At 51.6% G+C, this 26,595-nt stretch carries 26 protein-coding genes; 5 read left to right on the top strand and 21 right to left on the bottom strand.

From position 1 onward, the window contains the following. Positions 1 to 151 precede the first annotated feature (151 nt). The 8 genes from H4684_RS13060 to H4684_RS13020 all read right to left on the bottom strand — a co-directional run bounded on the left by H4684_RS13060 (position 152) and on the right by H4684_RS13020 (position 8,154). Positions 152 to 1,819 (bottom strand): glycosyltransferase family 4 protein, encoded by a 1,668-nt coding sequence (locus H4684_RS13060; RefSeq protein WP_192624074.1) that lies wholly within the window; start codon positions 1,817 to 1,819, stop codon positions 152 to 154. After that, positions 1,816 to 3,366 carry a VPLPA-CTERM-specific exosortase XrtD gene (gene xrtD, locus H4684_RS13055; protein ID WP_192624073.1) on the bottom strand — a complete coding sequence of 517 codons (1,551 nt, stop codon included), beginning with the start codon at positions 3,364 to 3,366 and terminating at the stop codon, positions 1,816 to 1,818. The genes H4684_RS13060 and xrtD overlap by 4 nt, the downstream gene beginning before the upstream one ends. 377 nt (positions 3,367 to 3,743) lie before the next feature. After that, positions 3,744 to 4,460 (bottom strand): PEP-CTERM sorting domain-containing protein, encoded by a 717-nt coding sequence (locus tag H4684_RS13050; RefSeq protein ID WP_225940423.1) that lies wholly within the window; start codon positions 4,458 to 4,460, stop codon positions 3,744 to 3,746. A gap of 762 nt (positions 4,461 to 5,222) precedes the next feature. Continuing rightward, entirely contained in the window at positions 5,223 to 5,768 is a 546-nt protein-coding gene (locus tag H4684_RS13045; protein ID WP_192624072.1) for a VPLPA-CTERM sorting domain-containing protein, read from the bottom strand. Positions 5,769 to 6,191: 423 nt separating this feature from the next. After that, positions 6,192 to 6,836, bottom strand: a complete 645-nt coding sequence (locus tag H4684_RS13040; RefSeq protein ID WP_192624071.1) for a hypothetical protein — start codon at positions 6,834 to 6,836, stop codon at positions 6,192 to 6,194. A 370-nt stretch (positions 6,837 to 7,206) separates the two neighbouring features. Continuing rightward, a complete protein-coding gene (locus tag H4684_RS13030; protein WP_192624070.1) occupies positions 7,207 to 7,446 on the bottom strand; it encodes an AbrB/MazE/SpoVT family DNA-binding domain-containing protein in 240 nt (79 codons plus the stop codon). 124 nt (positions 7,447 to 7,570) lie between these two features. Further along, the gene (gene vapC, locus H4684_RS13025; RefSeq protein ID WP_192624069.1) at positions 7,571 to 7,963 is read right to left on the bottom strand and encodes a type II toxin-antitoxin system VapC family toxin; all 393 of its coding nucleotides are present in this window, start codon (positions 7,961 to 7,963) and stop codon (positions 7,571 to 7,573) included. Further along, on the bottom strand, positions 7,960 to 8,154 hold the full coding sequence (locus H4684_RS13020; protein WP_192624068.1) for a type II toxin-antitoxin system VapB family antitoxin: 195 nt from the start codon (positions 8,152 to 8,154) through the stop codon (positions 7,960 to 7,962). The genes vapC and H4684_RS13020 overlap by 4 nt, the downstream gene beginning before the upstream one ends. A gap of 510 nt (positions 8,155 to 8,664) precedes the next feature. On the opposite strand from H4684_RS13020, the gene H4684_RS13015 reads away from it, so the two are divergent. Beyond that, on the top strand, positions 8,665 to 9,348 hold the full coding sequence (locus H4684_RS13015) for a Cys-Gln thioester bond-forming surface protein (RefSeq protein WP_192624067.1): 684 nt from the start codon (positions 8,665 to 8,667) through the stop codon (positions 9,346 to 9,348). 177 nt (positions 9,349 to 9,525) lie between these two features. Then, positions 9,526 to 10,068 (top strand): hypothetical protein, encoded by a 543-nt coding sequence (locus tag H4684_RS13010; protein ID WP_192624066.1) that lies wholly within the window; start codon positions 9,526 to 9,528, stop codon positions 10,066 to 10,068. Between the two features lie 412 nt (positions 10,069 to 10,480). Here the strand turns inward: H4684_RS13010 and H4684_RS13005 are convergent, their stop codons facing one another. Together H4684_RS13005 and H4684_RS13000 are read right to left on the bottom strand one after the other, a co-directional pair. Further along, positions 10,481 to 11,125, bottom strand: a complete 645-nt coding sequence (locus tag H4684_RS13005) for a DUF4124 domain-containing protein (RefSeq protein ID WP_192624065.1) — start codon at positions 11,123 to 11,125, stop codon at positions 10,481 to 10,483. Positions 11,126 to 11,258: 133 nt separating this feature from the next. Beyond that, a complete protein-coding gene (locus H4684_RS13000) occupies positions 11,259 to 11,930 on the bottom strand; it encodes a hypothetical protein (RefSeq protein WP_192624064.1) in 672 nt (223 codons plus the stop codon). A 369-nt stretch (positions 11,931 to 12,299) separates the two neighbouring features. Here H4684_RS13000 and H4684_RS12995 point away from each other — a divergent pair, with 369 nt between their 5' ends. The 3 genes from H4684_RS12995 (at position 12,300) to H4684_RS12985 (ending at position 14,250) form a co-directional block, all read left to right on the top strand. Continuing rightward, positions 12,300 to 12,743 carry a hypothetical protein gene (locus H4684_RS12995; RefSeq protein WP_192624063.1) on the top strand — a complete coding sequence of 148 codons (444 nt, stop codon included), beginning with the start codon at positions 12,300 to 12,302 and terminating at the stop codon, positions 12,741 to 12,743. A 446-nt stretch (positions 12,744 to 13,189) separates the two neighbouring features. Beyond that, a complete protein-coding gene (locus H4684_RS12990; RefSeq protein WP_192624062.1) occupies positions 13,190 to 13,585 on the top strand; it encodes a T6SS effector amidase Tae4 family protein in 396 nt (131 codons plus the stop codon). Further along, positions 13,582 to 14,250: a hypothetical protein gene (locus H4684_RS12985; protein WP_192624061.1), complete on the top strand. Its 669-nt coding sequence runs from the start codon at positions 13,582 to 13,584 to the stop codon at positions 14,248 to 14,250. Before H4684_RS12990 ends, H4684_RS12985 begins: the two co-directional genes overlap by 4 nt. Before the next feature lie 116 nt (positions 14,251 to 14,366). Here H4684_RS12985 and wecB read toward each other — a convergent pair whose 3' ends face one another. From wecB to H4684_RS12930, 11 genes are all read right to left on the bottom strand, one after another. Continuing rightward, a complete protein-coding gene (gene wecB, locus H4684_RS12980; protein WP_192624060.1) occupies positions 14,367 to 15,521 on the bottom strand; it encodes a non-hydrolyzing UDP-N-acetylglucosamine 2-epimerase in 1,155 nt (384 codons plus the stop codon). 101 nt (positions 15,522 to 15,622) lie between these two features. After that, positions 15,623 to 16,882, bottom strand: coding sequence for a glycosyltransferase family 4 protein (locus H4684_RS12975; RefSeq protein ID WP_192624059.1), 1,260 nt, complete (start codon positions 16,880 to 16,882; stop codon positions 15,623 to 15,625). Positions 16,883 to 16,885: 3 nt separating this feature from the next. Further along, positions 16,886 to 18,556, bottom strand: a complete 1,671-nt coding sequence (locus H4684_RS12970) for a heparinase II/III family protein (RefSeq protein ID WP_225940422.1) — start codon at positions 18,554 to 18,556, stop codon at positions 16,886 to 16,888. Positions 18,557 to 18,558: 2 nt separating this feature from the next. Then, positions 18,559 to 18,894 carry an endoribonuclease MazF gene (gene mazF, locus H4684_RS12965; protein WP_192624058.1) on the bottom strand — a complete coding sequence of 112 codons (336 nt, stop codon included), beginning with the start codon at positions 18,892 to 18,894 and terminating at the stop codon, positions 18,559 to 18,561. Then, positions 18,894 to 19,133: an AbrB/MazE/SpoVT family DNA-binding domain-containing protein gene (locus H4684_RS12960; RefSeq protein ID WP_192624057.1), complete on the bottom strand. Its 240-nt coding sequence runs from the start codon at positions 19,131 to 19,133 to the stop codon at positions 18,894 to 18,896. The genes mazF and H4684_RS12960 overlap by 1 nt, the downstream gene beginning before the upstream one ends. A gap of 39 nt (positions 19,134 to 19,172) precedes the next feature. After that, the gene (locus tag H4684_RS12955; RefSeq protein WP_192624056.1) at positions 19,173 to 21,302 is read right to left on the bottom strand and encodes a bi-domain-containing oxidoreductase; all 2,130 of its coding nucleotides are present in this window, start codon (positions 21,300 to 21,302) and stop codon (positions 19,173 to 19,175) included. An 81-nt stretch (positions 21,303 to 21,383) separates the two neighbouring features. Continuing rightward, positions 21,384 to 22,424 (bottom strand): Gfo/Idh/MocA family protein, encoded by a 1,041-nt coding sequence (locus H4684_RS12950; protein ID WP_192624055.1) that lies wholly within the window; start codon positions 22,422 to 22,424, stop codon positions 21,384 to 21,386. A gap of 161 nt (positions 22,425 to 22,585) precedes the next feature. After that, the gene (locus H4684_RS12945; RefSeq protein WP_225940421.1) at positions 22,586 to 23,737 is read right to left on the bottom strand and encodes a glycosyltransferase family 4 protein; all 1,152 of its coding nucleotides are present in this window, start codon (positions 23,735 to 23,737) and stop codon (positions 22,586 to 22,588) included. Between the two features lie 180 nt (positions 23,738 to 23,917). Then, positions 23,918 to 25,009, bottom strand: coding sequence for a glycosyltransferase (locus H4684_RS12940; protein ID WP_225940420.1), 1,092 nt, complete (start codon positions 25,007 to 25,009; stop codon positions 23,918 to 23,920). Beyond that, entirely contained in the window at positions 25,006 to 25,530 is a 525-nt protein-coding gene (locus H4684_RS12935; RefSeq protein ID WP_192624052.1) for an acyltransferase, read from the bottom strand. Before H4684_RS12935 ends, H4684_RS12940 begins: the two co-directional genes overlap by 4 nt. After that, entirely contained in the window at positions 25,527 to 26,477 is a 951-nt protein-coding gene (locus H4684_RS12930) for an oligosaccharide flippase family protein (protein WP_318779643.1), read from the bottom strand. The genes H4684_RS12935 and H4684_RS12930 overlap by 4 nt, the downstream gene beginning before the upstream one ends. Between the last annotated feature and the right edge of the window lie 118 nt (positions 26,478 to 26,595).

Below are 26,595 nucleotides of genomic sequence, written 5' to 3'. Positions count from 1 at the left end.
GCAGCGACAGACACCCCAAATTCGCCCGCAAGGCCAGCCCCAGGCGCGAACCAAAGCGAACAAGTTGCCTGAAATTGCAATATCAAAGCCAAGAAACCCAAGCTCTTGAGTGTCGCCACGGCATGCCATGCCCTGCGCCTGGCATGGATTCTCATCGCAAGAGCGCGCCGGAGGTCACGGCCAGAACCAGCGCCTCCAGGCAGAGCAGGGCCAGCAGGAAGAGCACATAGTCCCTGTTTCTGCTGATGCGCGAATAGATCAGGTTCAGCCCCAGCCCCAGCAGCACGGCCTTCATGGCAATCTGCCTGAGCTCGAAAAGCTCCGCGTGACCTTCGGACATCAACGCGAGGGAACTGATGAAGGCAATGAGGATGTAGTCGAGCGCATTGAGCGGCACCTTCTCCGGAGTCAGGATGATGCAGGCGAAATACAGCGCGCTCAGGGCATAAAAAATGCCGGTCACCCCGTCCGGCCCCATGACCAGAAAGACGCTGTCCGCCTTTATCACTTCTCCGAAGACGACCACGTACAAAATGACGGCCAGCATCGCGTAGTACATGAACGGCACCAGCACTGCGGTTTTTTTCCAGTACAGGAGGGCCAATATCCCAAGCACGGCCAGGGCGACCAGCGCCGTCGGCAGCGGAGCATGACGGATGAAATAGACGTTCGTGAAAAAGAAGAAGGTGAAGAGCAGGAAAAAACTTTTCCAGCACAGCCAGGACAGGCAATGGCGCACATTGACGCTTTTCGTGTTCCAGACAAAGACCGCCTGGACCACGCTCTTTATGGACGCATACAGTTTCCCGGCGCTGACATCCTTGCCCTGCACCGCAGACCTGAACGCGAACCCCGCTCCCAGAATGAGCGCGTAGAGCAGCAGGCCCACATAGTCGGCCACAAAGCGCAGGGCAAAGCCGGTCAGGATGAGTGTGAAATGGAAAAAATAGATGCTGACCACGGCCTGCTCCTGGGTCAGACCGGCGCGCAGCAGCTTGTGGTGCAGATGGTTCTTGTCCGGCTTGAACGGACTCTGCCCGGCCTGGATGCGCTCGTACATGACCATGGCCGTGTCGAGGATGGGCGTGCCCAGAAGAAACAGGGGCAGGATGGGCGTGTAGATGGAGTGGTTCTGGGTCAGCATGATCAGGCACGCGCCGATGGTGAAGCCCAGGAACTGGCTGCCCGTGTCGCCCATGAACACTTCCGCCGGATGCACGTTGTAGCGCATGAATCCGACCAGCCCCCCGCACACGGCCAGGGTGATGGCGATGGGCAGCACCGCCTCCTGGATATAGCCCAGAAAGGCGCAGGCCAGCAGGATGAGCAGGGACAGCCCACCCGCCAGGCCGTCCAGGCCGTCGCTCAGGTTGATGATGTTGATGACCGCGAGCATGAAGATGATGGTCAGCACGATGGACGCCGGCCCCAGATGCACGACGAGTCCCGGCAGGAGTTCGCCGAGGCAGGTGACCTGAATGCCCGAGACCAGGGTGAAGAACAGGATGGCCAGGATCTGCCCGAAGAACTTGATGCGGTAGCCAAGCTCGCGCATGTCGTCCCACATGCCGAAGACGAGGATCACGAGCCCCCCGCCCAGGTATCCGGACAGCTCCCGGGACATGTTCAGGGGCACGAGCAGGGAGACCACCGTGGCCAGTGCGATGGCCATGCCGCCTGTGCGCGGGATGAGGCCTGTGTGCACCTTGCGCGGGTCCGGCTTGTCCACGATGCCCCAGCGTCGCCCGAGACGGATGCCGACAGGGACCAGCAGCGTCGAGAGCAGAAAGGCGATGTAGAAGCTGACCAGAAAATTCATGGCGCCTGCCTGTTCATGGCTTCGGGCACGGGGTCCCTGCCCGGCAGCATCCTTTCGAGGGGCGGCAGGGCCACGGCCAGAAAATCGACCAGCCGCCGTTCCGCGTCCGCCTCCCCTTCGCCGGGATACAGGGGCGTGATGAGCCGGACCAGCGCGCCGTCGGTGCGCCGCAGCGTCAGCGAATCCCACATGGTGTAGAGCTTCAGCTCCACCCCGTTGGTCAGGTAGCGGCCACGGGCCGGGAACCAGAAATAGGAGAGCATGCGCCGGCCGTTCTGCTCCAGCATGGTGCGATTGACGCGCACCGTCCTGTAGCCCGGCACGGCAACCTCCACCGCCCCGTCGCGCTCGAAGCGCCAGCCGCCGCCGCGCAGGCAGGTCTCGGGGGAATGGATGGACTCGCCCTTGCTCTGCCGGTCGTACCAGGCCACGTAGAAATCCACGGCCCGCTGCCCGCCATTGCGAAAATCGACCTGCACGTAATCCGTGAAATCGAGTTCATCGATGAACTTTCGCTCCATGGGCACGCGCACCCCCTCCCACTCTCCCAGACGCACGGGGAAGGCCGACAGGGGACGGGCCGTGGGCAGCACGTCCGGGGTCATGGCCCGATATTGCAGATACCCGTTCGTGGCCGCCAGAAGCGCCAGACCGGCCAAAAGCGGCATGAGCGAAACCCGCGCGATGGCGGGACTGCCGGACACCGGCGCAAAGACGACCAGCATGGGCTTTCCCCTGGCGGTCATGAGCTTCATGCACCCCAGCAGGATCACGGCCGAGACCAGGAACATGACCCAGCCCATGGTGTCGTGCGCCGCCCCCTCCAGGATGCCGGGCCCGTAACTGCGCGCCAGCACGCCGCTGACCCCGATGCGCAGCCCGTTCATGACGATGGCCAGGGGCAGGGTGAAGAGCATGAGCAGGGTCCGCTTCCACCACGTTTCCCGGAAATAGTAGGTCAGCAGCATGCCCACGATGGCCAGGGGGATGAGAAAGCGCAGCCCCGAACAGGCGGCCACGACCTCAAGCTGGGTAAAGCCCATGTCGATGACGTTGCCCTCGCGAAAGGCGGGCAGGCCAAGCAGGTGCAAAAATTCCACCCCGATGCGCGTGGAAAGGAGCTGCATGCCCAGGGTCAGGCGGCCGTAAAGGTAATTAGGTGGCGGGAAGGCCATGAGCAGCAGGGCAAGGGGGAAGAGGATGACCTTGAGCTTGCGCCCGCCGAGCAGGGTCCAGCACACGCCGAGGATGGCGAACCACAGCGAAATGTACAGGGACAGAAACTCCCCGCCAAGCTCGCCCAGCAGCAGGAAGAACACGGCCGCGCCAAAGGCCCACAGCCCGGCCCAGGAAGCCCTGGAGGGGATGGCAGCAAGCTCGCCGCGTCGCTCCCAGACAAGGTAGGCCATGACGAGGGGTATCAGGTAGCAGTAGTCAAAATCCGCCCTGCCCCACTCGTTGCCCACCAACCGGATGATGACCGCATGATGGACAAAAGCCACGAGGGCCAAACCGGCACCCCATCCCGGCCAATTGATTCGAGGCATGCATGCTCCAGACTCTGTATTGAAAATTGCGAATCAGCAGGAAGATTCAGATGGTACCCGGCCGCGACGGAAGGCCTTCGAGCCACAGGACAAAACCGCGATGTTTTTACAAGTCCCGTGCCAAGCAAATGATTTGAATAAAAGCCATGAAATCCTTGCAGGCCGCTGGTTCTGGAGGTTCAGGGGCCGCCAGGCAACGGTGAGATGAGTCTGATTTGGCTGGACGAACGTAAAGGGCGGGCTGAGCCAAAGTCAGGAATGAAGGCAGGCGAGTTTGACCATTCACTATGCACCACATGAATCCAGCAGATTTACAGCAAAAAAACCGCCCCACTTTTAGGCGGGGCGGCCGAATTCCTTTGCCTTGAGGAGATTTTTCAGCTTGTCATTTTCCGCCGGATGCCCGCCAGGCCCAGGAGTCCGGCGCCGAGCAGGATGATGGTGGCTGGTTCGGGGACCGTGCTTGGGCCGCCGCCGCCGTTCTGGGTGCCCACAGTCAGGCCGTACAGAAATGTCCTTTGGAAACCGGTCGCGCCGTTATCCACCAAGGTCATGGCGATTTGGTCCTCGAAGAGGAAGGCGTCCGGCAGGTCGATGGTCTGCATATCAAGCCTGACTCCACTCTCTGTCCACACATTGGCGGCATCAGGAGAGGTCAACGAATTCGTATACGTCCCACCGAAATAATCCCTGATGTTGAAGTTTCCATCGAGAAGATACTGATAGTAAGCTCCTCCGGCCCCTTCAAATTCAATATACGCAAACGAACCCGGGCTGCTCTCCCCCCAATAGGTGTTGATGATGGTATATACCTTGTCAACACCAGACAGACCGATATCCACGGACAAGGATTTGGAACCAGAAGTTGAACCGATTTCACTATGCCAAATATTCAAATCCGTTCCGGATGGAACGGAAAACGGAACTCCGCCCAGATTAAGGTCTCCTTCAGGAAACAGACTGCCTGAAATAAACCCATAGGTCTGAATATCTGCATTGTAATCGAATCCCAAGGAAGTATACGACAAGGCATTCGCATTCACGCAATAGACAGACATCGACAGAAAAACGATCGCAATGAATAAATTTTTCATGAAAAAACCTCCTTCATTTGGAAAGTGCTCCCTTCTTCACAACGGAATCCTGATATAAAAATATGCAATCATCATATCTTGCATTTGAAATTTTGCAGGCAATTCCACGATCGCTTCTTCTCCAAAGCGCCCTTGTCCCATCCTCGCCTTCACCTCTCCCACCCCTTCAAAGCCCATCATCCCCCACAAACAAGCAAAAACCGTACTTCCAATAAAATAGTCCGCATTCTTAAAGCATTACCAGACAAAATGAACTATATTTCAATACTGAACACTACGCACATCACCCCTTCGAAAGCGGCGACGTATCAGCACAATCCCAGAATTATCAGCAAAAATAATCTTGAATGCGAACACGTTGAAGAAGTTCGACGCAAACAGGACAGATCTCCTGCAGCATGAAATTCCCAGTCAGACGCGCTATTAAGCGCAGCGTAGTCTGTAAGATTATCCGACAGTGAAGAAGCAAGTTTTTACAAGCAGATGGATATATTGGAAGGACAGAAGACTGGGATGAAGCGAGGATAAAGGCGGGGACAAAACATTAAAATCCGCGCACCGTTTGAACGTGACGCCGACTGCCCAGAATTGGACGCTAAAAATGGTAAATAGAGAATAAAAGCCTCCACCCCTGCCTTTCCCAATCACCAATCACTACCTCCATCCCCACCCTCACCCACGGCGCAACAAAAAAAGCCGGAAAGGACTGATCCATTCCGGCCGTGAGGACGATGAGGTAAGATTTGGGATGAAGAAGGTGTGCTAGGAAATCTGTCTGCGACGAATACCCACGATGCCGAGCAGGCCAGCGCCGAGGAGGAGGGCGGCGGCGGGGACGGGGACGGGGTTGGAGGCAGCAAAACTGACATTATAGGAACCACCATCCGTTCCACTAGTTGTTCCAATTAATTTTAAATAATAACTGCCTGCATCCAAAAAATCTTTTGCAAAAGTTTTCCCTCCAATGATAGAATCACCACCATTACTACTATATAAATTAGCATTGTAAGAATCTTCCAAATCCAAAAAATCAAAAGTTGTATTTATAAAAGGAACAGTTTGAATATTTGGACTATTATTCATACCAAAACCGAAAGAAAAATCAGTACTTACACTAAAATTATATATATGGGTAAATTCAGTACCATGATCACCGATAATATCACCTTTACCATAATAAATATCTGAAATTACTAATTCACCAACATCAAAATTCGAACCAGTAGTTGTATCAATAGGATGAATAGCCGCAAATGCAAAATTACAAACCATCAACAAACCAATCGTCAGCAAAGCAACCTTTTTCATCTTCTACCTCATTGTGAATATTTTGGTGACTCGTCTTCGGGCCTTTCAAAGTTGACCTGCCTTAGGAACAATCATGCCAATCCATAAAAAACATTAATATTCAGAATGTTGCGACAAATTCTTGTGACAAGACAGCAAGCATTCCTCGCACCGTCCAGCCGCATGAGACATCCCTTTCAGCAGCCCATTTTCGTCCAACCCGCCGAACTTCATAGCATAACCGCCAGGTCGGTCTTGCGAGCCCGTAAAAAGGCCTTCGGAGAGTCCGAAACGTTCGGACCTACCGAGTCCATGGCTCTTGCATTAAAAAAGGCTGGATAAACCCGCCTTCGCAGATGCACGGAAACAAAAAAATCCAGGACGTGCATACTCGGCCTGGATTTTTTTTGTTGGCGAAGCAGATCGCCGTTTTGGAGCGGCCTGTCAGGCCATGAACTTCTTCCGCACTCCGACCATGCCGATCAGGGCGCTGCCCAGAAGCAGAGCTGCGCCGGGGATTGGGACTGGTGAAGAGTGATATTTGACGATGAGAGCCTGCTTGTTAAGCACCTTACCTGAGGCGGTAGTCAGGAACGGGAGTAAAATTTTGTATTCAGACTGCAGATTCGCCAAAGTTTGGTCATCCAAAGAATCCAAAATGCTTCCAAACCAACTTTCATAAGTGGATCTTTGACCTCTAGTATTAAATACTGGCTTATAATTTAAATTCGTGACAGCAGACCAAATGGATGCTTGGAGCCCTACTGTTTCACTCCGAGTATTAATTGCACCTTCGAATCGTGCATAATTATCCATAAGCCACGCAGCTTGTAGAAACTCAGGAGTCCATGATAAAAAGCTATAAGAATAATTACCTTTTCCAATAGAGCTAATTGGGTCCACACAGAATCCATATGTACTGAAACCATCAATATCTAATGAAAATTGGGTTGTCGGCAGATACTGACCATTACTTGCCCAGTAAGAATACGTGGTTCCATAGTCCACATTAACCACCGAAGCCCAAGCGCTGCCAATGCCCAAGAGCATCGCTGCAATCATCATAAAACAGATCAATTTTAATCTCATACTACCCTCTTTTTAACCTTTTTTGGGCGGATTCTTATTCCTTGTATCGACCGCGTTCCAGAACTCGGCATTCCCGACTGTCCGATCTGACAAGACAAGCAGAGTATAGCGCGTCATGCAAACGCAAGAAGCGAGCCATGCGCGTAGCGCTCGAATAGAAATCCCCAATCTATCCAACAGGTCAGGAGCAGCAACGCCGGACAAAAAAAAGGCGGTCAAACCGCCCTCCCCTGAAAATCCAAACAGTCTCACAAAATCAGACAAACCCATATCTTCCCGCTGCCGCCATCCTCGCCTCTATCCCTACACGCCCGTTGACGCCGCCGTGCCCCCGATTCGTCATTACCGTCGTTAACGACTTGCCATAAAATTACAAAAACTCCTGTCCCACGGGCTCATCCATACCGACTTCGCCATGGACATTCTCCAAAGATATCCCGGCCAGCAGTTCACCGAGCACGTACCTCTCACGCATAGGCTCGATAACGACCTCGTCCTTCCTGAATGAAGTGTCGACGAGCGAATTCTCTAAAATACCAAAGTCCGTGACGATGGAACCGGATATTCCAAGATCCAGCCCGCTACCCCGTTTGGCGACTCTGCCTCCCATGCCACCCTCCTGCTTTTAAAGTGCATGCCCCGTCCCCACAATCCCAGCCCTTATCCTATATCCATCGTTCTCCAATCGCTGCCTTTCCCAATCACCATTCACTACCACCATCCCCGCCTCTCACCTACCGAAGCACCCTCAATCCTAACACTTGTTCCATCGGATCAAAGTCCCTGTCGTTGTGGATAAGTTCAACGCCGTTCTCGATGCAGAAAGTCGCGATGAGAACATCGATGGTTTTGCGGACCGTGATCCCTTTTCTGCGCAGGATGCGATAGTTCTGAGCCGCTGCAATCGCCATGTCTTTGCCGACAAAATCCCTGTATTCCAGACTCTCCATGAGTTGCCTGGCAACCTGGAACTCTCTTTCCCCGCTGAAACCCTGAAGAAGTTCGGTCATGATCAGGTCGCCGATAATAATGCGCGATTTTGAAAGCTCACGGTCCAGCAAATCCGTGTGCGGAGCCACGGTTCCACGAAAGTAATCGATCCAGGCAGAGGTATCCGCGACAATCATGAGTCTTTTCTCATGGCATCAAGATCACCGACCCAAGCCAGCTTGCCCCGAAACTGCCGGATGGACTCCTGCTTTTTCATGGCGATCAGCAGCCGCAGGCCCTCCTCCACCGCCTCTTTCTTTGTCTTGAGCCCGGAAAGTTCCAATGCCTGCCCCATCAACTGATCATCAATGACAATGTTGGTACGCATGACGCCTCCTATGTGTATGTTCGCACAATAATATACACATAGACTTCCTCCGTCTACCGGAATTCATAGGAGGGGCAGATCGCGCCAAGGATAGGGCTGGGACAAAAATCCAGAATTCAAAAGCTGAAAAGCATGCCATTCCTGTCGCGATACCCCGAATTTTTTTGGTCCGATCCGACAAGACAAAAGAATGCATGATAACTGGCCAGAACAAATGTAATTCACGTCCCGAAAATTCAGTGAGGCAAACTCACAGTCCAGCGCGGTCAGACTCGAAGTCCCATGCCATCCCGTTCCAAGTTCGCGCACCTGTATCTGTGTAAAGCTGTGCAACACAAAAAATGATAAAAATCGGAATGATGGAATTTCTAGTCTTCCCTGTTGATCAATTCGAATATCGGCACGTTCTATGCTTTTACATTGCTCATTACTTTCAGCGCAACATGTACAAATCCAAGGCTGCGCTATGTGCTTGCAGCGATTCAATAAATTCTAAAGGGAGGATTTTTTATGTACCGAAAAATGACTGTCCTTTTTATTGGAATGACGCTGCTCTTGTTTTCAGCAAGTGCACATGCCGCAGTGTATTTCGATTTTACAATTGACGAGGGGACACCCGCAAATACTGGATCTAATTGGGAACCGTATGCGGAGTTTAACATAAATTTTAGCGCTAGTTTTCAAGGAGTGACGGACACTTTTGGATATTGTGCAAAATTTGACGAAACTATTTATCTTAACAATAAATACGAATTTACAAGCAAAGCGATTTCAACACTTGGAGAATACAGAGCGGCTTGGCTCATGGAAGAGTACGCTTTTAATACAGGTGGTTATAACGGGTTAAGCGGCGACGATAATCGCGACACGATCACGGCGTTGCAGGCTTCGATATGGAGACTGCTGGGCACAGAAAATCAGTGGACCCCAATCACCCAACCTGAAAGCGTCCAAACTCTTTATGATGAGATGATATCCTTAGCCGCATCCAAATCACTCGCCGAACTAACAAGCCTAGGCCTTGGCCTGAACTATCAGATTCTCATGCCAAATATTCAGTTGCACGATGGGATTGAGGGTAACTTCCAAGACCTGATCGTCCGCACCAATGCCGTTCCCATCCCCGGCGCAGCCATGCTGCTCGCTCCGGCGCTCCTCGGCCTGGTCGGCATCCGCAGAAAATTCGCGGCATAGACGGCACCACTGCGCAAAAGGCGGGGCCACGCTCCGCCTTTTCACTGCCTTTCCCAATCACCATTCACCATTCACCACCTCCATCCCCACCTTTCCCACCATCTTGACTCCCCCCACACCCAGGCTGCATGCATGATGACAACCATTTTCACGTGAACCGAAACGAGGAAGCTGCGCATGAAAGAAACGACAATCCTTCTGGCGGTTTTGATGCTGCTTGCGATCAGCCCAATCGAGGCCGGGAGCGCGTCGCAAAAGGCGATGGAGGCGTTTGAGGACGTCTGCCTGCGTACGGATGAATACGGCTGCTACGTCAATCACAAATATGGATACGCCCTGGCCTGGCCGAAGCGGTTGCTCGGGCCCTTGGGCGAGTCGGATGCGGGGGACGGTCAGATTTTCGCATCACCGGACGGCCTGGCCGAGCTGCGCTGCTGGGGGAGCATGAACGATGCGCCGCAACAGACAGTCTCTGCGGCCATGGCCCAAGCCCTGGCCGCGCCGGAGCAGCAGGTGACCTACAAACATTTGGGCAAGGATTTTTTTGTGCTTTCCGGCTACGCGGACGGCAGAATTTTCTATCGCAGATCAATCATGGCCCATGGAACGCAGGCCACCTTCGAACTCACCTACGAAACATCGCTCAAGAAAGTCTTCGATCCAGTGATCCGGGACATCTCCACAGGCTTCATCATCGACCCAGCCTTTGCCCTGCGCTAACAATCTGAAATGTAAAGAGGGATGGAGACAGGGCAGAACCCAACGAAACGTCGCGTCCCAGCCCCAACGGGGCGCAAGGTGACAGCCCAGGGCAACGCCCTGGGAACAAGGTTCAAATGGAATCCCGCCCTGAAGGGGCGGAACACCTGGGCCGGGCCGATGATTGTAATCCGGCAAAGAGTTGCGCCCTTTCAGGGCTTGAAAATTTGGCGGCCCTGATACCCAGGGCGTTGCCCCGGGCTATCACATGATGCCCCGTTGGGGCTGTTTCACCCCGATTGCTAGCCGTTACCCAGCACTCAGCCAATAACCATTCACTGCCATACGCACTGCATCTATCCCGCGTCCACCTTTCGCCCTCTCTGACCGCCCACCTATTGCCTGTGGCAACAGGTGTCTCAACGAACGAGCTTCAGTTTCCGGTAACGATCCTGCCGGTCTGCGTATTGAGATAGTTGTTCCCGCCTTGGGGCAACATGACTGCACCGGTCCCGGTATTGATGTAGTTGCCAGCTGCGCCGGGAATATAGACCTGACCTTGAGGACCCGTGAGAACGGGCTTGGAAGCGAAGGACAAGGCTGTACTTATTCTTCTTTCCTTTTCCTGCATCCTTCTGAGCGCGATTTCCGCCTTGGAAACCCCGCTTTCTTCGAGGTAGAGATCCTGTAGCATTTCCTGCTTCCGCCTGATGTCGCTTCGAAGTCCGGCACGCTCCATGGACGGGTCCATGCGTTTTTGGCTTTCCAGATATGCTATTTCGGATTTCACGCGGTTAATCGTATCCTGAAGGGCCTTATCTTCTTCAGGAAGATTTCCTTGCACACGCCCCAACCCCTGCCCCTGGTCCTGAATCTGAACCCGGGAACCTGAGCCCCGTTGACCCATGGGAGCTTTGTTGATGCGCGTCTCGGAATCCACTTCGGACTCGACAGCTTCGTCGGGCGGATGGTCGGTGATATGCAGCACCCCGTCGGCATCCCTCCATTTGTAAAACCCGCCGGCATGGACGGGGCATGCAAGCATCACAAACAGAACCAGTCCAAGGATCTTTTTCATGGCCGCCGCCTTACTTTTTAAAATTGAGTTCCTGGCCGTTGGTCGCAACCCAGCGGATCGCGCTTAAAAAAGCAAAAAAGGGCAGAGAGAATGTCCCTGCCCCCGATTACGTTCTTCAACGCGTCCGATGAAATCAGACCAGTTCTCTTCGCCGCAACGCGACCAAGCCGAGGAGGGCCGGACCAAGGAGCAGGGCCGCGCCGGGGATTGGAACGGCTCTCAACTCTCCAACTTCTGCAGGGAAGGATTGTTTATTCCCGTTAAATGTTCCGTACAGATAGGTGAGTATTCCATCCGGATTTGCATAGGTGACTGCGATTTTGGCATAGTTCATATCAGCACCGCCCACACTGTCACCGTCAATGTCTGTCAATCCAAATGTAACACCCCAGGATTCACCGCTCTCAAAATCCGTTTCTGATGCAATAAAATTTGTAAACGAGAATGTCGCTGTCTTCATATCGGAAGAAAGTACAGCAGAATTATAACCGACTGAAGTCAGGCCAGTTGTAAATGCGTTTTCCCATGATGGGTACAGAGACTCATCGGCAAAGTGTGTAACCGTCAATCCTGCTACCGAAAAGGAATCTGAAGCAAACAAAGCTCCTGTACCCAACGTCAGCTGAACCTCTGTAATGGTGGCGGTGTCAGAGATGTTCCTGATCGCAAATTGCTCGCCGTTTGTATGTATTTCGGCCTGAAAACCGACAAAGGTTGTTGAAACATTCGCGCTTGCCAAGGCAGGAACAAGAAGCGCAAACACGGCCACCGCTGCCAACATTTTAATATACCGAATCCGGCTCATTGGAACCTCGCCCATCTTAAGGATTGATCGCCGCATAGTTTCAATTCATCATCAGTCAGTATACAAAATTTATACCGACATTCGCCAACAACAGCGCACTGGCAACAACTTCCGGCGCCTCCGAGAAGACAAAACCAGAAGCTTGAGATGACGCACTTGATGAATTCACAGACAACACACCGGTATCTTGAGGATAGTCAAATCTGATAAGCAACGAAAAAATCTGCGCGACTCGGCCAGGACCAAGTCCAGGGGTATTTACGGACGCACTGCCCGAGGCCTGCACAGGAGATTGGCGAAGTCCGATCAGACAAGACAAGCGCCATCCCTCACATCCGAAAAAACCTCACTCCGCCCAAGCATAAAACGATGCATGTCTGCCTGCGTACGGATGAATACGGCTGCTACGTCAATCACAAATATGGATACGCCCTGGCCTGGCCGAAGCGGTTGCTCGGGCCCTTGGGCGAGTCGGATGCGGGGGACGGTCAGATATTCGCATCACCGGACGGCCTGGCCGAGCTGCGCTGCTGGGGGAGCATGAACGATACGCAGCAGACAGTCTCTGCGGCCATGGCCCAAGCCTTGGCCGCGCCGGGGCGGCAGGTGACCTACAAACATTTGGGCAAGGATTTTTTTGTGCTTTCCGGCTACGCGGACGGCAGAATCTTCTATCGCAGATCAATCATGGCCCATGGAACGCAGGCCACCTTTGAACTCACCTACGAAACATCGCTCAAGAAAGTCTTCGATCCAGTGATCCGGGACATCTCCAAAGGCTTCATCATCGACCCAGCCTTTGGCCTGCGCTAAAAATCCGAAATGTGAGACAGGGATGGAGGCAGGGCAGAACCCAACGAAATGTCGCGTCCCAGCCCCAACGGGGCGAACGGTGACAGCCCAGGGCAACGCCCTGGGAACAAGGTTCAAATGGAATCCAGCCCTGAAGGGGCGGAACACCTGGCTAGGCCGATGATTGTAATCTGGCAAAGAGTTGCGCCCTTTCAGGGCTTGGAAATTTGGAGGACCTAATACCCAGGGCGTTGCCCCGGGCTATCACATGATGCCCCGTTGGGGCTGAGCGTTTCATCCCGATTCCCCGCCCCCATCCCCACCTGTAAGGAACTTTCCGCACTCATTGCCGCCAAACTCATTACCTGTTCCAATATTTTTCAGCCGAGCTTGAAGTATGCTTTGCGGGATTTCATCCGTGTTTGCGCTCTTACGCAACCAACGAACAAAACCCGGAGGCAGAAACGATGGCGCGACCAAGTTTTGCATCAGTGAAGAGGCATTACAGACAATCCATTTCGTCGATCTATCAAAACACATGCGCAATCCGCATGAGTCTGGCCTTGATCGAAGCGGACCCTGGCATGGAGAGTGTCTTCAAAATCCATGGAAAAAAGGCACTTGGCAAATATCTCGTAACCGGAGCGCAGGATCTGGCGGCAGTGTTGAGAAATTCGTGGGGCGTGCCGGACCAAAGCTGGGCGGGTTCCGTGGGAAACCCATGCGGGGATGGCGTGATCTGCTACATGAATATCCCGACATTCTCAGGCCAGGGACACATCGGCCTTTGGGAAAATGGCGCTCCATATGATGAAGATGCTTATTGGACGGCAAATCCCGTCTGGTTCTGGAGGCTCAATTGAAAAATAAAGCTCTGTTCATCACAATACTGACATGTTTTATAATGACATACTGTCACACATATCTTCATGCAATAAATCTTAAACTATCCAGCAATGATTATGAACAGATAGCAAGGCACCATAAAGAATTATTAAATTTGCAATTCTTAATATGTGGTGATTCCAAAATTGGATCCTCAGATAATTACCTGCAAAATTTTTTTCAAGGACACCCGCAGCGAGGCTTCCTGCTTACACCGCCACTCATCAATACAGATATAAAAAAATTAATCCGAATCGAATCCGACAATTCAAAATTAATAAATATACTGAATGAAAAATTTTCACATCTTATGCTTGTTTCAGTTGATAAAAATTTTGAAAACATAATGATGATGAAAAATCCAGAAGTTGAAATCTATATTCCAAAACCATTACATGAATGTCTTATTGATAAGAAAAAAATGTGGGGATGCGGCGTATCGATGAACAAAAGTGATGAGTGCTGCGAGAAAAAACTAGGCTCGCCATCTATCAAAGCAAAGTGGACCGACAAAAAAAATGGCGAGACATACACGTTGATTTATAGACTAGAAAGTGGAAACTCAATACTACAACAGACTCAAGAAAATCAAAAAAACATATACTTTTGCATTAATTCTGAATCGTTCATCATAACAAAATAATTTTCATTATTTAAAATTCAAGAAGCGGGATAGTGAATAGTGATTGGCAAGGCACGTTACCTCTGTCGCTGCAGCTATCCCCACCTCCATCCCTGCCTCCCCCCATTCACCATTCACTACTCACTATCCACCAACCAAGAAACGCACCGCGCCGCCGTCAACCCGTCCCACAACTCCGGCCGCTGTGGCATCCTGTCGCTCTCCAATGCCGTGTGAAATTCCTCGCGAATCCGCTCCACATTGTTCCCCACCAGCACACTGGCTCCGCCGTGTTCCTTCAGGGTCACTGGGCGTTCGGTGTTCCAGCGCAACGTCAGGCAGGGCGTTCCCAGGACGCAGCATTCCTCCTGAAGGCCGCCGCTGTCCGTCAGCATGATGCTGGCCTGCATGTTGAGGCGGAGCATTTCGTGGTAGCCGATGGGATGCAACAGGACCAGGTTTGCGCAGGCCACGGCTTTTTCCCACAGTCCGAAGTTTTCCAGCATCTTCCGGGCTCGCGGATGGATCGGCCAGATGATCGGCATTCTGGGGGCGACTTCGCCCGTGAGGAAGTTCAGGATAGGCTCCAGCACCTCTTTTTGATCCACGTTGGAGGGGCGGTGCATGGTCAGGAGCGCGAAGTCTCCGGACAAGTCCACGGCAGGGGTTTCCTTCTCGGGCAGGAGCAGGTTCTCGCGCAGAATGTCTTCCATGGAGAGTTGCGCGGCCTTGTCGCGGTTGGCTTCCAGAGTGTCGATCATGATGTTGCCGACAAAACGGATCTTCTCCTCGGAGACGCCTTCCGCCCGCAAGTTATGACCGGAAATGGCGTCTGGAGTCAGCAGCAGATCGCTCAGGCGATCGGTGACCAGTCGGTTGACCTCCTCGGGCATGGTCATGTCGCCGCTGCGCAGACCGGCCTCGATATGACAGACTTTGACACACAGCTTCTTGGCCGCAACCGAACAGGCCAGTGTGGCGTTGACATCCCCCACCACCACGACCCAGTCGGGCTTTTCCTGAAGGATCACCTTTTCAAAGGCGATCATGGTTTGCCCGACCTGTTCGGCATGGGAACCAGACCCTATCTCCAAATTGATGTCCGGGTCCGGGATGCCGAGGCTGTGGAAGAAGCCTTCGGACATGCGTACGTCGTAGTGCTGGCCGGTGTGGACGAGGATGTGTTCGATGGGCCGGTCTGGATCGGCGGAATTATGCGCGCTTATGGCCTTCGCGAAGGGCGCGATTTTCATGAAATTGGGGCGAGCGCCCACCACGGAGATGATTTTCATCAAATGTCACCTTTGGCGCATTGCGCCGGAAATTTAAAAAATGAGTGCGCGGATAAAATATCTTTCCATTCACCATTCACAATTCACCAGTCCCCCCAGTCTCAACTCACGGCCTCCGCTGAAACCGTCACACCATCACCCCGCGCCACCTCTTCCAGCACCCCCAAATACGCCATCGCCAGCACTTCGCGATCAAACCGCCGCGCCACAAACTCCGCGCCCCGGTCGCCAAGCTGTGCCGCCAACTCTGGTTCCCGCGCCAGTCTCAGCACCGCCTCGGCCAGCTCCTGGTCGTTCTCCGGCTCAATGCACAGGCCGCAGGCCCCCTCGTCCACCAGTTCGCGGCTCTCGCCTTCCACGCCCAGGATGATGGGGCGTTTCATGGCCATGGCTTCAAAAATCTTGGACGGGAGCACTGTCTTGAAGAGCTCCGATTTGATGAGCAGCACCAGGCAGGCATCGCTTGCGGCCAGAAACTCCGGCATACGCTCTTTGGGTTGCTGCCCACGCATGATGACGTTGTGCAGGCCCAGGGCCTCCTTTTCGCTCAGCAGCTTTTCCCGTTCCGCCCCGTCACCCACCAGCAGAAAACGAATGTTCGGCTCGTTCTCAAGGCGCTTGGCCGCGCGCAGGATGGTTCCCAGGCCGTGGGCCATGCCGTGGGTGCCGATATAGGAGGCCAGAAACACGTCCGCGCCCAGCCCCAATTCCTTGCGCGCCTCGTTCATGCGCTCGCCCGGACTGTAGCGTTCCAGATCCGCGCCGTTGGTCACGACGCTGATCTTCTCCGCCGCGATGCCCCGGCCCATGATGTGGCGCTTGAAGGCGTTGGTCAGGGAAATGATATGGTCGGCCTTGCGGTACAGGAAACTCTCAATCCCTTCGAGAGCCTTGATCACGCGACGATTCGTGATGGCGCCCACGGCAATGATGGATTCGGGCCACAGGTCGCGGATCTCCAGCACCCAAGGGCAGCCCTTGAAGCGGGACACAAAATACCCGCCCATGCCGCAGAAGAACTGGGGCGATGTCGAGACAACAAGATCCACGTCCTTCACCCGCCAGCACTGCGCAATGGCCGAGAGCATGAAGGATACATAGTTGGCCGTGCGCTTCACAAAGCCCTTGTTCGCGCTCAAATAGGTGCCCACCCTGAGTACCCGGATGCCGTCCTTCTCTTCCCATGCATGAACCGAGTTTTTAAAACCCGGATAGACCACGCCGCCCGGATGGCTCGGGTGGCAGGTCAGGACCGTGACCTTGTGCCCGGCCCGCACCCAGCGCTTGGCGTTCTCATAGGTGCGCGAGGCTGGGGCGTTCACCTCGGGCGGAAAATAGTGGCACAGGAAAAGAATATGCACGCGTCAGCTCTCCTTGGTCATGACAAAACCGCCAGTCCAGGGCAGAACCGCCCGCTGGCGCACGCAAAGCACGGCACACGGCAATGGCTGCCCGAATCGCGGACAATACCAGCCCCGCTCAAGTTCCAGATCGCCCAGCGTCGATACAACGCAGAGGCGCTCCTTCCCCAGCTTCAGGATCACGAGTCCTGATTGGCTGGACTCCACAGTCCAGTCCGGGTGGACGTGCAAGCGCAGTTCCAACATGTGCTCGCCCTGCCCTTCCACCTGATCGCGGATCTCGATGCGTCCGCCGGACCAGACAATGCGCCGCTTGTGTATCGGCTTGCCCGGAAGGCGCTTGTAGCCATCGTGAGCCCCTTCGAAAATCAGCGTGTCGCCGTCATCCCTTGCCTCTGCAAAGAGCGGCCTTGCGCGGCGGGCCACCCGGTGCGCCCCCCACACTTCGGACTGATTCACGCCGTCGATGCTCAGCGTATTGTGGCCCAAGCTACCCCGGTTGTACTGGCGGATTTCGCCGTCCACATACTGGCTGCACCCGGAATCCACGATGACCCGCCGCCCGTTCAAGGACAGTTCAAAGCTCAAGATGTCGCAGTGCGCGTGCCCCGGCTGATAGTCCGGGCCGATTGGGCCGCAGTCCACGACCAGCATGTCACCGGGCATCGGTTCAAGCCGGAAATATCCGCTTGCGGGAAAGGGCAGAACACGCGCCATCGGCTGCGCTATTGGATCCCCTCCAAGCCGCTCATGATAATCCCGAAGCTGCGCGAAATCAGGCTCGATGCCGAGCGCCGCGTCATTGAACAGGGCAATGCCGCCATCAGGATGGGTCAGGCCCCCGGCAAAGCAAAGCATGGCCGGGATCACGCGTTCCAGTTCCCGCGCAAGCTCAGTCAGCTCCGGCAACCCGCTGCCCCGGCACAGATTCAATAGGTCAAGGCAGTCCTCCAGGATCATGCAGTGGTACATGGGGCTGCGCTCAAAATGCCCGCCGTCGACCAGAACCTGTTCGGCCAGCTCTTCGGACACAATGCGCAGACCAAGGTTCAGCCAGCGCCGCGCATCCACGCCGTCGAAAAAGCCCCCCGCAAAGACAAGAGCCTTGGCGTTCTTGAAATAGTGATTGGCCAGCAGATGGTATTCGATATTTTTGGAGAGCCAGCGGGCCTGCAGAGCCAGGCTGTCCAGCCACGACGCAGGCACCGGGGACGGCGCGGCAGACGACAGGAAAAACTTGATCCAGTTGACGAGCCGCAGCGAGACCGGAAACGGCTCCCAGGCATCCATCCTGCCCTGCGGGTTGGACGCAATCCAGCTCTCGATCAGCTCCGGCCCGTTGCTGCGCTCCGGTTCATGCAGGTAATCGAAATAGTGCAGGTTGTAGCGCCAGAGCTTGTCCTGTTCCAAGCTCGCCCAATCGAAACGGGCGGGGTCGAAGCTCTTGCGTACGCCTATGAAGGTGAAGGCCCAGGGCTCGCCGCCACAGTCGCGCGGCAGTGGCGGCGTCAGGGACAGGCCCGGTCTGGGAGAAATGCCCACGGGAACGGACACCCGCCTCTTCGGCTCCAAGCGGCGCAGAAGCTGGAAAAAGATCTGCCGAAACTTGAGGTGGGATACCGTGCGCAGGAGGCGCATCTGACCAGGCAGGCTGAAGCCTTGCGCGCGACTCATGCTTATTCCAAGCGCAACAGCGCTTCGAACTTGGCCAAAACCTCTTCGAGCACGGAGTCGTCCACCTCGGTCACAAACTTCACGCCCCGCACCCGCCAATCCAGGTTCTTGATCTGATCCGCCAGCACAACCCCCGAGATCGATGGATTGCCCTCGATCTTCACCTCGAAAGGATACCCCTTGATCTGGCTCGTGATCGGGCAGCACAGGAGCAGCCCCGTCCGCCCGTTATACGAAGCGGGCGAGATCACCAGCGCCGGGCGATGGCCAGCCTGTTCATGTCCGGCCTGGGGGTTGAAATTCATCCATACGGCATGACCACGATCGGGAACGTACATCACAACAGCTCCTGACCCACGGGTTCACCCATGCCGACCTCGCCATGAATATTCTCAGGGGTTATTCCGGCCAGCAGCTCGGACAGCGCATATTGCTTGCGCATGGGCCTGATGACGATCTCGCCCTTTCTGAATGAGATATCGACGAGCGTGTTCTCGGCAAGGCCGCAATCCTTGACGATCGCGTTTGGTATTCTGAGCGCCAGACTGTTGCCCCATTTGACGGTTTTTGCTTCCATGCCATCCTCCCGGCTTAAAGTATCTACATAGTATATACTTCAAACCTCTTTGGCAAGCCGTTCCGCCAGTTCCAGCGTCACCCTGCTGACCTCAAAGATCTCATCACGCCCGATGGGCGCTACCGCGCCCTGGGCAACGGCTTGGAAAAAAGCCTTCATCTGCCCGAGCTGTCCCTTGTCCTGCCGCCACAGGCGCACATTCTTGAAGCCCTTCTTGGGAAAGCCGTACCCTTTCAAGGTCTTGAAATTGTCCAGATGCAGGATGCGCCCGCCGCAAAAGACTTCCAGTCGTTCCTTGGGATAGGCTTTGGTGCCGTTTGCCAAGTAATGAACCGTGCCGATGGAGCCGTCTGCAAAGCCGAGGTTCACGCTGAAGCTGTCGCGGGATGCCCCGGCCATAGCCGTGACCTCGAACGAGGCGATGGGTGATCCGGCCACATGACGCAGCAGGTCGATGAAGTGGCAGCCCTCCCCGATCATGCGCCCGCCTCCCACCTTGGGGTCCTGGGTCCAGTGGTCCATGGGGATGGCCCCGGCGTTGACGGTCATGATCATGGCCTTGGGCTCGCTCATGGAAGCAAGGGCCTGGCGCAGAGCCACGATCAGCGGCGAGAAGCGGCGGTTGAAACCGACCATGACCAACTGCTTCGGATGATCTGCTGCAAGGGTCTCGATCTCGGCCAGTTCGTCCAGGGTCAGGCACAGGGGCTTTTCCACAAAGACGTGCTTGCCCGCCGCAAGGCCCTTTTTGACCATGGCTGCGTGGGAGTTATGGCGCGTGGTGATGACCAGGGTGTTGATGGCGGGATCTGCAAAAAGAGTGTCCGTGTCCGTGGTGGACGTGGCAAAGCCGAACTTCTTCCCCAGATGCGTTCCGGATACGCCCGTGCTGGAGGATATGGCCGCAAAGCGCGCGCCCCCGGCCTTCTTCATGGCCGGAAGCAGCACCCCGCCCGCATAGCCACCCGCCCCGATCATGCCGATGACCGGCGCAGACGCGGCCACCGCCTCGTCCTTGCCCGGCAGGGCGATGGTGCGGCGCATGTCCACCTGGTCCGGGGAATAGGTCAGGACAATGCCGATGAACGGTTCCGTATTGTCCGCGATCATCACATAGGCTTTCTTCGCCTCCTCGATGGAAAAGCGGTGCGTGATGAGCGGCGAAACATCAATCTTGCCGGAAGCCATGAGGTCCAGCACGGCCTCGAAGTTGCGCTGCTCGGTCCAGCGCACATAGGCGAAAGGATAGTCCTGGGCCTTGTCCTCGTACTCGGGATCATAGCGGCCCGGTCCATAGGAGCAGGACACCTGAAAGGAAAGTTCCTTCTCGTAGAATATGGTCCGCGACAGCTCCAGCCCCGTCACCCCTACCAGCACGATGCGGCCGCGCTTGCGGCACATGGCCGCCGCCTGCATGACCGGCTCCGAGGACTTGGTGGATGCGGTGATGAGCACGCCGTCCACGCCCCGATCGTGGCTGAAAACCTGGGCTGCCTTGAGAGGGTCTTCGCCCTTGGAAAGATCAACGGTCTGCGCCCCGAAGGATTGGGCCAAAGCGCACTTTGAGGAATCAAAGTCGATGCCGAGCACCTGACAGCCGTTGGCGACCAGGATCTGAACGGCCAGCAGCCCGATGAGTCCCAGGCCCGTGACAACGAAATACTCGCCCAGGTTCGGCTGGGCCAGACGGATGCCCTGCAGGGCAATGGCCCCGACAACGGTGAAGGTTGCGGCCTCGTCGGACACAGGATGAGGAACGCGAGCGCACAGGTTGGGTGAAACAGACACCACTTCCGCATGGTTCCCATTGCTGACCACCCGCTCCCCTACCTTGAAACCCGTATCAAGGGCAGACCCGATCTCCGCGATGCGGCCCACGTTGCAATAGCCAAGGGGCAAGGGTGTATCGAGCTTGGCAAAGACGGAATCAATGGTCGGCATGAGGCCGTCGGTCTTGATCTTGTCGATGACCATCTTGACCTTGTCGGGCTGCTGCCTGGCCTTTTGCAAGTAATTGCCCTTGCCGAAGTCGATGAGCATGCGCTCGGTTCCGGCGGAGACAAGGGAGGCGGAGGTTTTTATGAAGAGCTGATGACGGGAAGGCAGGGGGCAGGGTTTGTCGATCAGTTCGGTAGCGCCGTTTTTGAGATTTTGGAGGATTTGTTTCAATTTAAATTCTCGATTGTGGCTGGAATATTATGTTTGGTTACGCACATTGAATCAGCAAGTAATCTCTACCAACGTTATTATTTACGAGCCATTCCAACCAGAATGAATCACAATTTTTTGATTAGTCTCCAGGGATTCCCTTGTTTTCAAGAATAAATTTCCAGTCTCCCATACATACTCAAGTGAACAGTTGTCGGGTGCTACTCCGGAACGTGGTCGAACCATCTCGTAACTACGTATAATATTCCGCTCATGGCCATGATCGCGAAAAAAAGGTGAAAGCTTGTGTTTCTTCTCAATGACTTCGACAGTTAAATCTTTGAAGTCATCCATCGAAATCAAAACATTACCTCGATGCGCGGCAAAACGTTCACGAACCCCCTCGAAAGTATGGCCCTTCGCTGAAAAAGTGATGGCCGCAATGCTCTCGTCCCCAAACATGTATGTAACCGCGATGTCGCAATCTGATTTCTTGCCACGCGTAGGTGTGATAGTTAACGGATATCGATCTTTTGGTGCGATAAGTTGCAGAACAAAATCAGTCCAGTGACACAAGTTCCCCAAAACCCGTCCGCCTTCCTCGTCTTTAAAATACCAATGTTCAGGTGAAATTTCGTGACCGGCGATAAACCAATTGAACATCGTAGGCCCTGCTTCTGCATCAAGATATTTTTTTATAGCCAGGCCAATTCTGCTATGTGGGCGGTTGAAGCCAAGGTTCACCCGGCCCTTATTTTCTGCCATTGCTGCGCACAGTCGTTGCAATTGATCTTCTCGAACAACGTGTGGTTTTTCAATATGTACACTCTTACCTGCTTGGAGCGCTTGGATCGCGTATTCAGCGTGTGATGCATGGTTTGATGCGACATAAATCAAATCGATACCAGGATCGTGGATTATTTTATCTGCACTTTCAGTATAATAACTTAAACCATAATTTTCATATAACGAAGCTGCCTTATTTATATCAACGTCCATTGCTCCTCGAATGACGCTACCATAATTTTTATAAATATAGTAAGCAATATTGCTAAAAGCATAATTTCCACAGCCAATCACTCCTAAATGACCAGAATCACTATTTATCAAAATTGTTGGCAAATTTGAATACAGTTTCTTCATATGATATTGGCCTTTAATTTTGACCAATGTACGCTTAATTCCATAGAGTCGAATGTAGCGAACAGTTTTTTTAAATTTAAAAGCGAAATTTTGTTTCGTATAATCCAAAATATAAGCCTCTCAGATTAAATATATATTTTTTAAAAATAATAAAGTAAAAACTAAAATTTTGTACGTTTTTTATTTGCGATACTTGAAAAAAAAGCAAATGTCTGATCTGCACAACGAGACCATGAATACTGTTGAGAGCGCGCAAAACTAGAGTAAGCTTTTTCATTTCGAAGTAATGGAGAGTTAATAAAATCTAAAATAGTCTTTGATAACGTTGCTGGATTTTCAGGATCAAAATAAAGCCCTGCATTACCAAGCACTTCAGGCATTGGACCACGATTTGAACAAGCGACTGGTAATCCAGCAGCCATAGTTTCAAGAAGTATAATTGGCATGTTCTCGCAACTAGAAGCAAATATACCAAGATCTGCCTGAGCATAAATATCATGTAAAAATTCATAGGGGACAGAACCATAATACTTTACCCAACATTTCTCGGGATCATATTGATTAATTGCAGATTGTAATCGATTCAAAGAAGGGGGATATGCAGGCCCCACAAAATTGAGAATAATTGGCAAGCCAGATTGTCTTAGTTTATGAACAGCCTCAACAACGTGCCACTGATGTTTGTACTGATCAATAATTGAGACATAAAGCAAAGAAAAAGGATTTGAATCTGAATAATTTGCAATCGGATGCTGAACTTTAGGATTTATTTGAAATCGAAAATTAAGACCATGAGGAATAACAACTGTTTCAGAAGAAAGATAACCGGTTACATCCTGAACACTATGTTTCGCATATTCTGTGAGAAAAATCACTCCATCTGAATTCTGAAAACTACTAGACTGGGTATAGCGTAATAAGAAATATTTCAGAGTATTAAAAGAACAACCGTAACGACGGAGTTCTGCCCATTCAAAAGGCAGTAAATTTTGACTCATTGTGACAATGGGCCAAAAGTTCCCCGCATAACTCCCTCCCGGCACAAACAGGACATCACAACTTGCATCACGAGCAAGACGTGACAGGCTAAACCGTTGCCATAAGATGCGATGCAGTAATCCTCGATTCAAAACGTCTGGATTAATTTTATTAAGCCAAGATCGTTCTGGTAATTTTGCAAGGGTGTTTTTTCCGCCCCATACAATAACATTATTAATTCCGTGTTTATTAGGATCTGCAGCATTAAGCAACTCAACAAGATGCGTAACACCACCGCCTAAACGAATATTAGAAGCATCAATACATAAATTCATGTTTATATCCAAATAAAATAGACTCAACCTCATCAATAGAAATTAGCATCGTGTCCACCAGAATTTTGAGTATAAAGAATTCATGCTCAAGTCAGTTCTAAGAGTAAAAAGTTCAATGATAACAGCATAGCAAATTTGCAAAATTCAGTATTTTTTAAGATTTAATGTTAATAAAAATTTTCAGTTTAAAAGATGATTGATATTCAGTTTTTCATATTCATCGTAATATTTAATCGACATAGTGCGTGCATCATACCTTTTTGCGACTAAAAACCCTTTTTCTGCGTTTTTTAAATACACGCCGTGATTATCCATAAACATCCGTATTCCATCAGCAATATTTCTTGGATCGCTTGGATCTATCAATATAGAGGATTCAGAATCGCCGACTACGTCAAGAATAGCTGGTATAGACGAAGCCACAACGGGTATTTTTATGGATAAGGCTTCGATTAAAACGTTAGGCATCCCTTCGCTAACAGAGGGAATAACGAGCAAATCACTTTCCGCAATTTTTGAAAAAATGTCAGGTTCAAACCCATGAAATACAATGTTTTGGATAATGCCGTGTTCAGATGCAATTTTTATCGCATCTGATTTTTGACTACCCTCACCATAGACGTTAAGTTGCCAATTGTATTTACGCGGCAATAAAGCCAACGCGCGAATCAGATAAAGAATATTTTTTTGTTCAACCAAGCGACCAACGAATATTAAACGAAAAAGATCGCCACTTTTAACAGATGGTCCAATTTGATTACCCAGAGCGGAAAAGTCAAAACCATTTGGAATCGTACACCCATTCTTCAAATGATATAGCAACCGATAAGCCCAAGACGATTGGCAAATTAGGTTATTGGAAATAACTTTCGTTGAACACAACAATGCGGCACAGTATTCAACGACATCCAAAGCACGGCGGAATCGCATTAAATTACGGTACGAAAATACCACTGGCTTACCTTGTATGGCGGCCATAACCAATGCGGGTATCGAAATCACTGGGGGCAACCAAACATGAATAACGTCCGGATTAAACTGTGAAATACAATTACGACACGTACGGAAGAAGCCCCAATCAAATTTGCCTCGCCGTTGGTGTACAAATAATTCAACGGGCCATTCATTTATATCTGCGTTACGCTGGTCGACACACAATATGGCATGAGTGCTTTCAGGCGGCGCATGCTTAATCAAGAGATGCAATTGCCTCTCTGCGCCACCACCTGACAAAGCATATATAACGTGTAAAATTCGTAAAGTAGACTTCATAATTTTTTAAATTTTTCTATTAAAAATTTTTTCTTTTCATTAGCAGACAAATGATTAATCCTGAAACAGTTTTTTAGAACTGACTTTTTATATTCATCTAAAGTGCAAATTATTTTAGCAGGAACTCCAGCTACAACAACATTATCAGGAACATTTTTTGTAACAATTGTTCCAGCTCCAACTACAACATTATTACCAATTTGCACATTCGGCATAATAATAGCGCCATACCCGATAAATACATTACTACCTATAAGTATTTCACCAAATACGTCTAATGCAGGATCCTTCAACCGTAGCACCCATACACCTCCATCATGAGTTACAAACTGAACATTTGCAGTTATAGTTACATGATTGCCAATTGTTATTAAATACGGCTCTGATCCAAAAGTTCCAAAACCTGGTTTTATATTAATTAATCGACATTCTTGTCCTATATTAACACCCAAACTTCGAGCATACTTTACCGGATTAGTTTTACACTTATACCAATTGAGCGCAGCATTTAGTATGTTCATACATAATCCAATTTCCAATATTTATAAACATATCGCATACGGAGCCACGCTATGAATAATTTGATCAAGTGTGTTACTCCAATTGCTACAGCCGCCCCAGACAAACCGTAATAACTAACTAGAAAAAAAGAAGTGACCAGCATAATTACAATATTAATAATTGAAAAATACCCTTGTAACCTAAAATCTCTTAAAGCTGTAAGACTACACCCAATTGCAACTGAAGAGTAAACAGCGACCCCGGACCACATTATTTGCATAAACAACAAATGATAATTGGAAATAACGTCATTATAAACTAAATGCAGAATCCAATCGCCAAAATAATGAGCAATCAAAACGCCAATCAAACCTATTAAAACAATAACAGCGAAAATTTTTTGAGATAACGCCTTGAAAGCCAGCATGTTTGCGATACCTAAATTAGCTAATCGCGGTATAGCCGATTGACCTATTGCGTTGACAAGAGTCGCACCAGCAACAAGAAAGTAACTAATCGAGGCAAATATGCCGACAAAAGATTCACCGTAATAGTGCGCAATAAAATAACGTGGGATATTTAGGTTCAAGGTGTTGGCAAACACGACAATACCTAGTGGCCACGCGATCTGAAATAAATCTAACACTGTTTTATGAACAAAATTCTGATCTTTATATAGGCGAAGATAATTTCTGTTATCGATATAATAATAAACTGCCCAACTTTTGACGACAGAAATTGCAAGAGCCAATGTTAATTCTTGAGTGAAAAAGTATGCTGTTGTCATGACCAAGACATTACCGACACCACGGATCATAATGGAGAGAGCAATCAGATCCATCCGCTCTTGTCTTTGCAGAAAACCATGAACAAGATCGGATTTTGATTCAAAATATTTGTAAAAAGCAAGGCAAATAATTGCCAGACAGATATCCAGTTTATCGTTGTAAGCTATCATGGCAATCACGGAGCAGATCAGTATGGCACTAACAGCCCGTTGATTTATTCATGATTAACACCGCTCTACGGTAATCTGCGCTCCGACGAATTCTTCGCCGGTCTCGCTCCTCATCTCGACAAAAATC

Source organism: Desulfomicrobium macestii (assembly GCF_014873765.1).
GTDB classification, from domain to species: Bacteria; Desulfobacterota; Desulfovibrionia; order Desulfovibrionales; family Desulfomicrobiaceae; genus Desulfomicrobium; species Desulfomicrobium macestii.
This window is presented reverse-complemented; position numbering and strand designations above follow the sequence as displayed.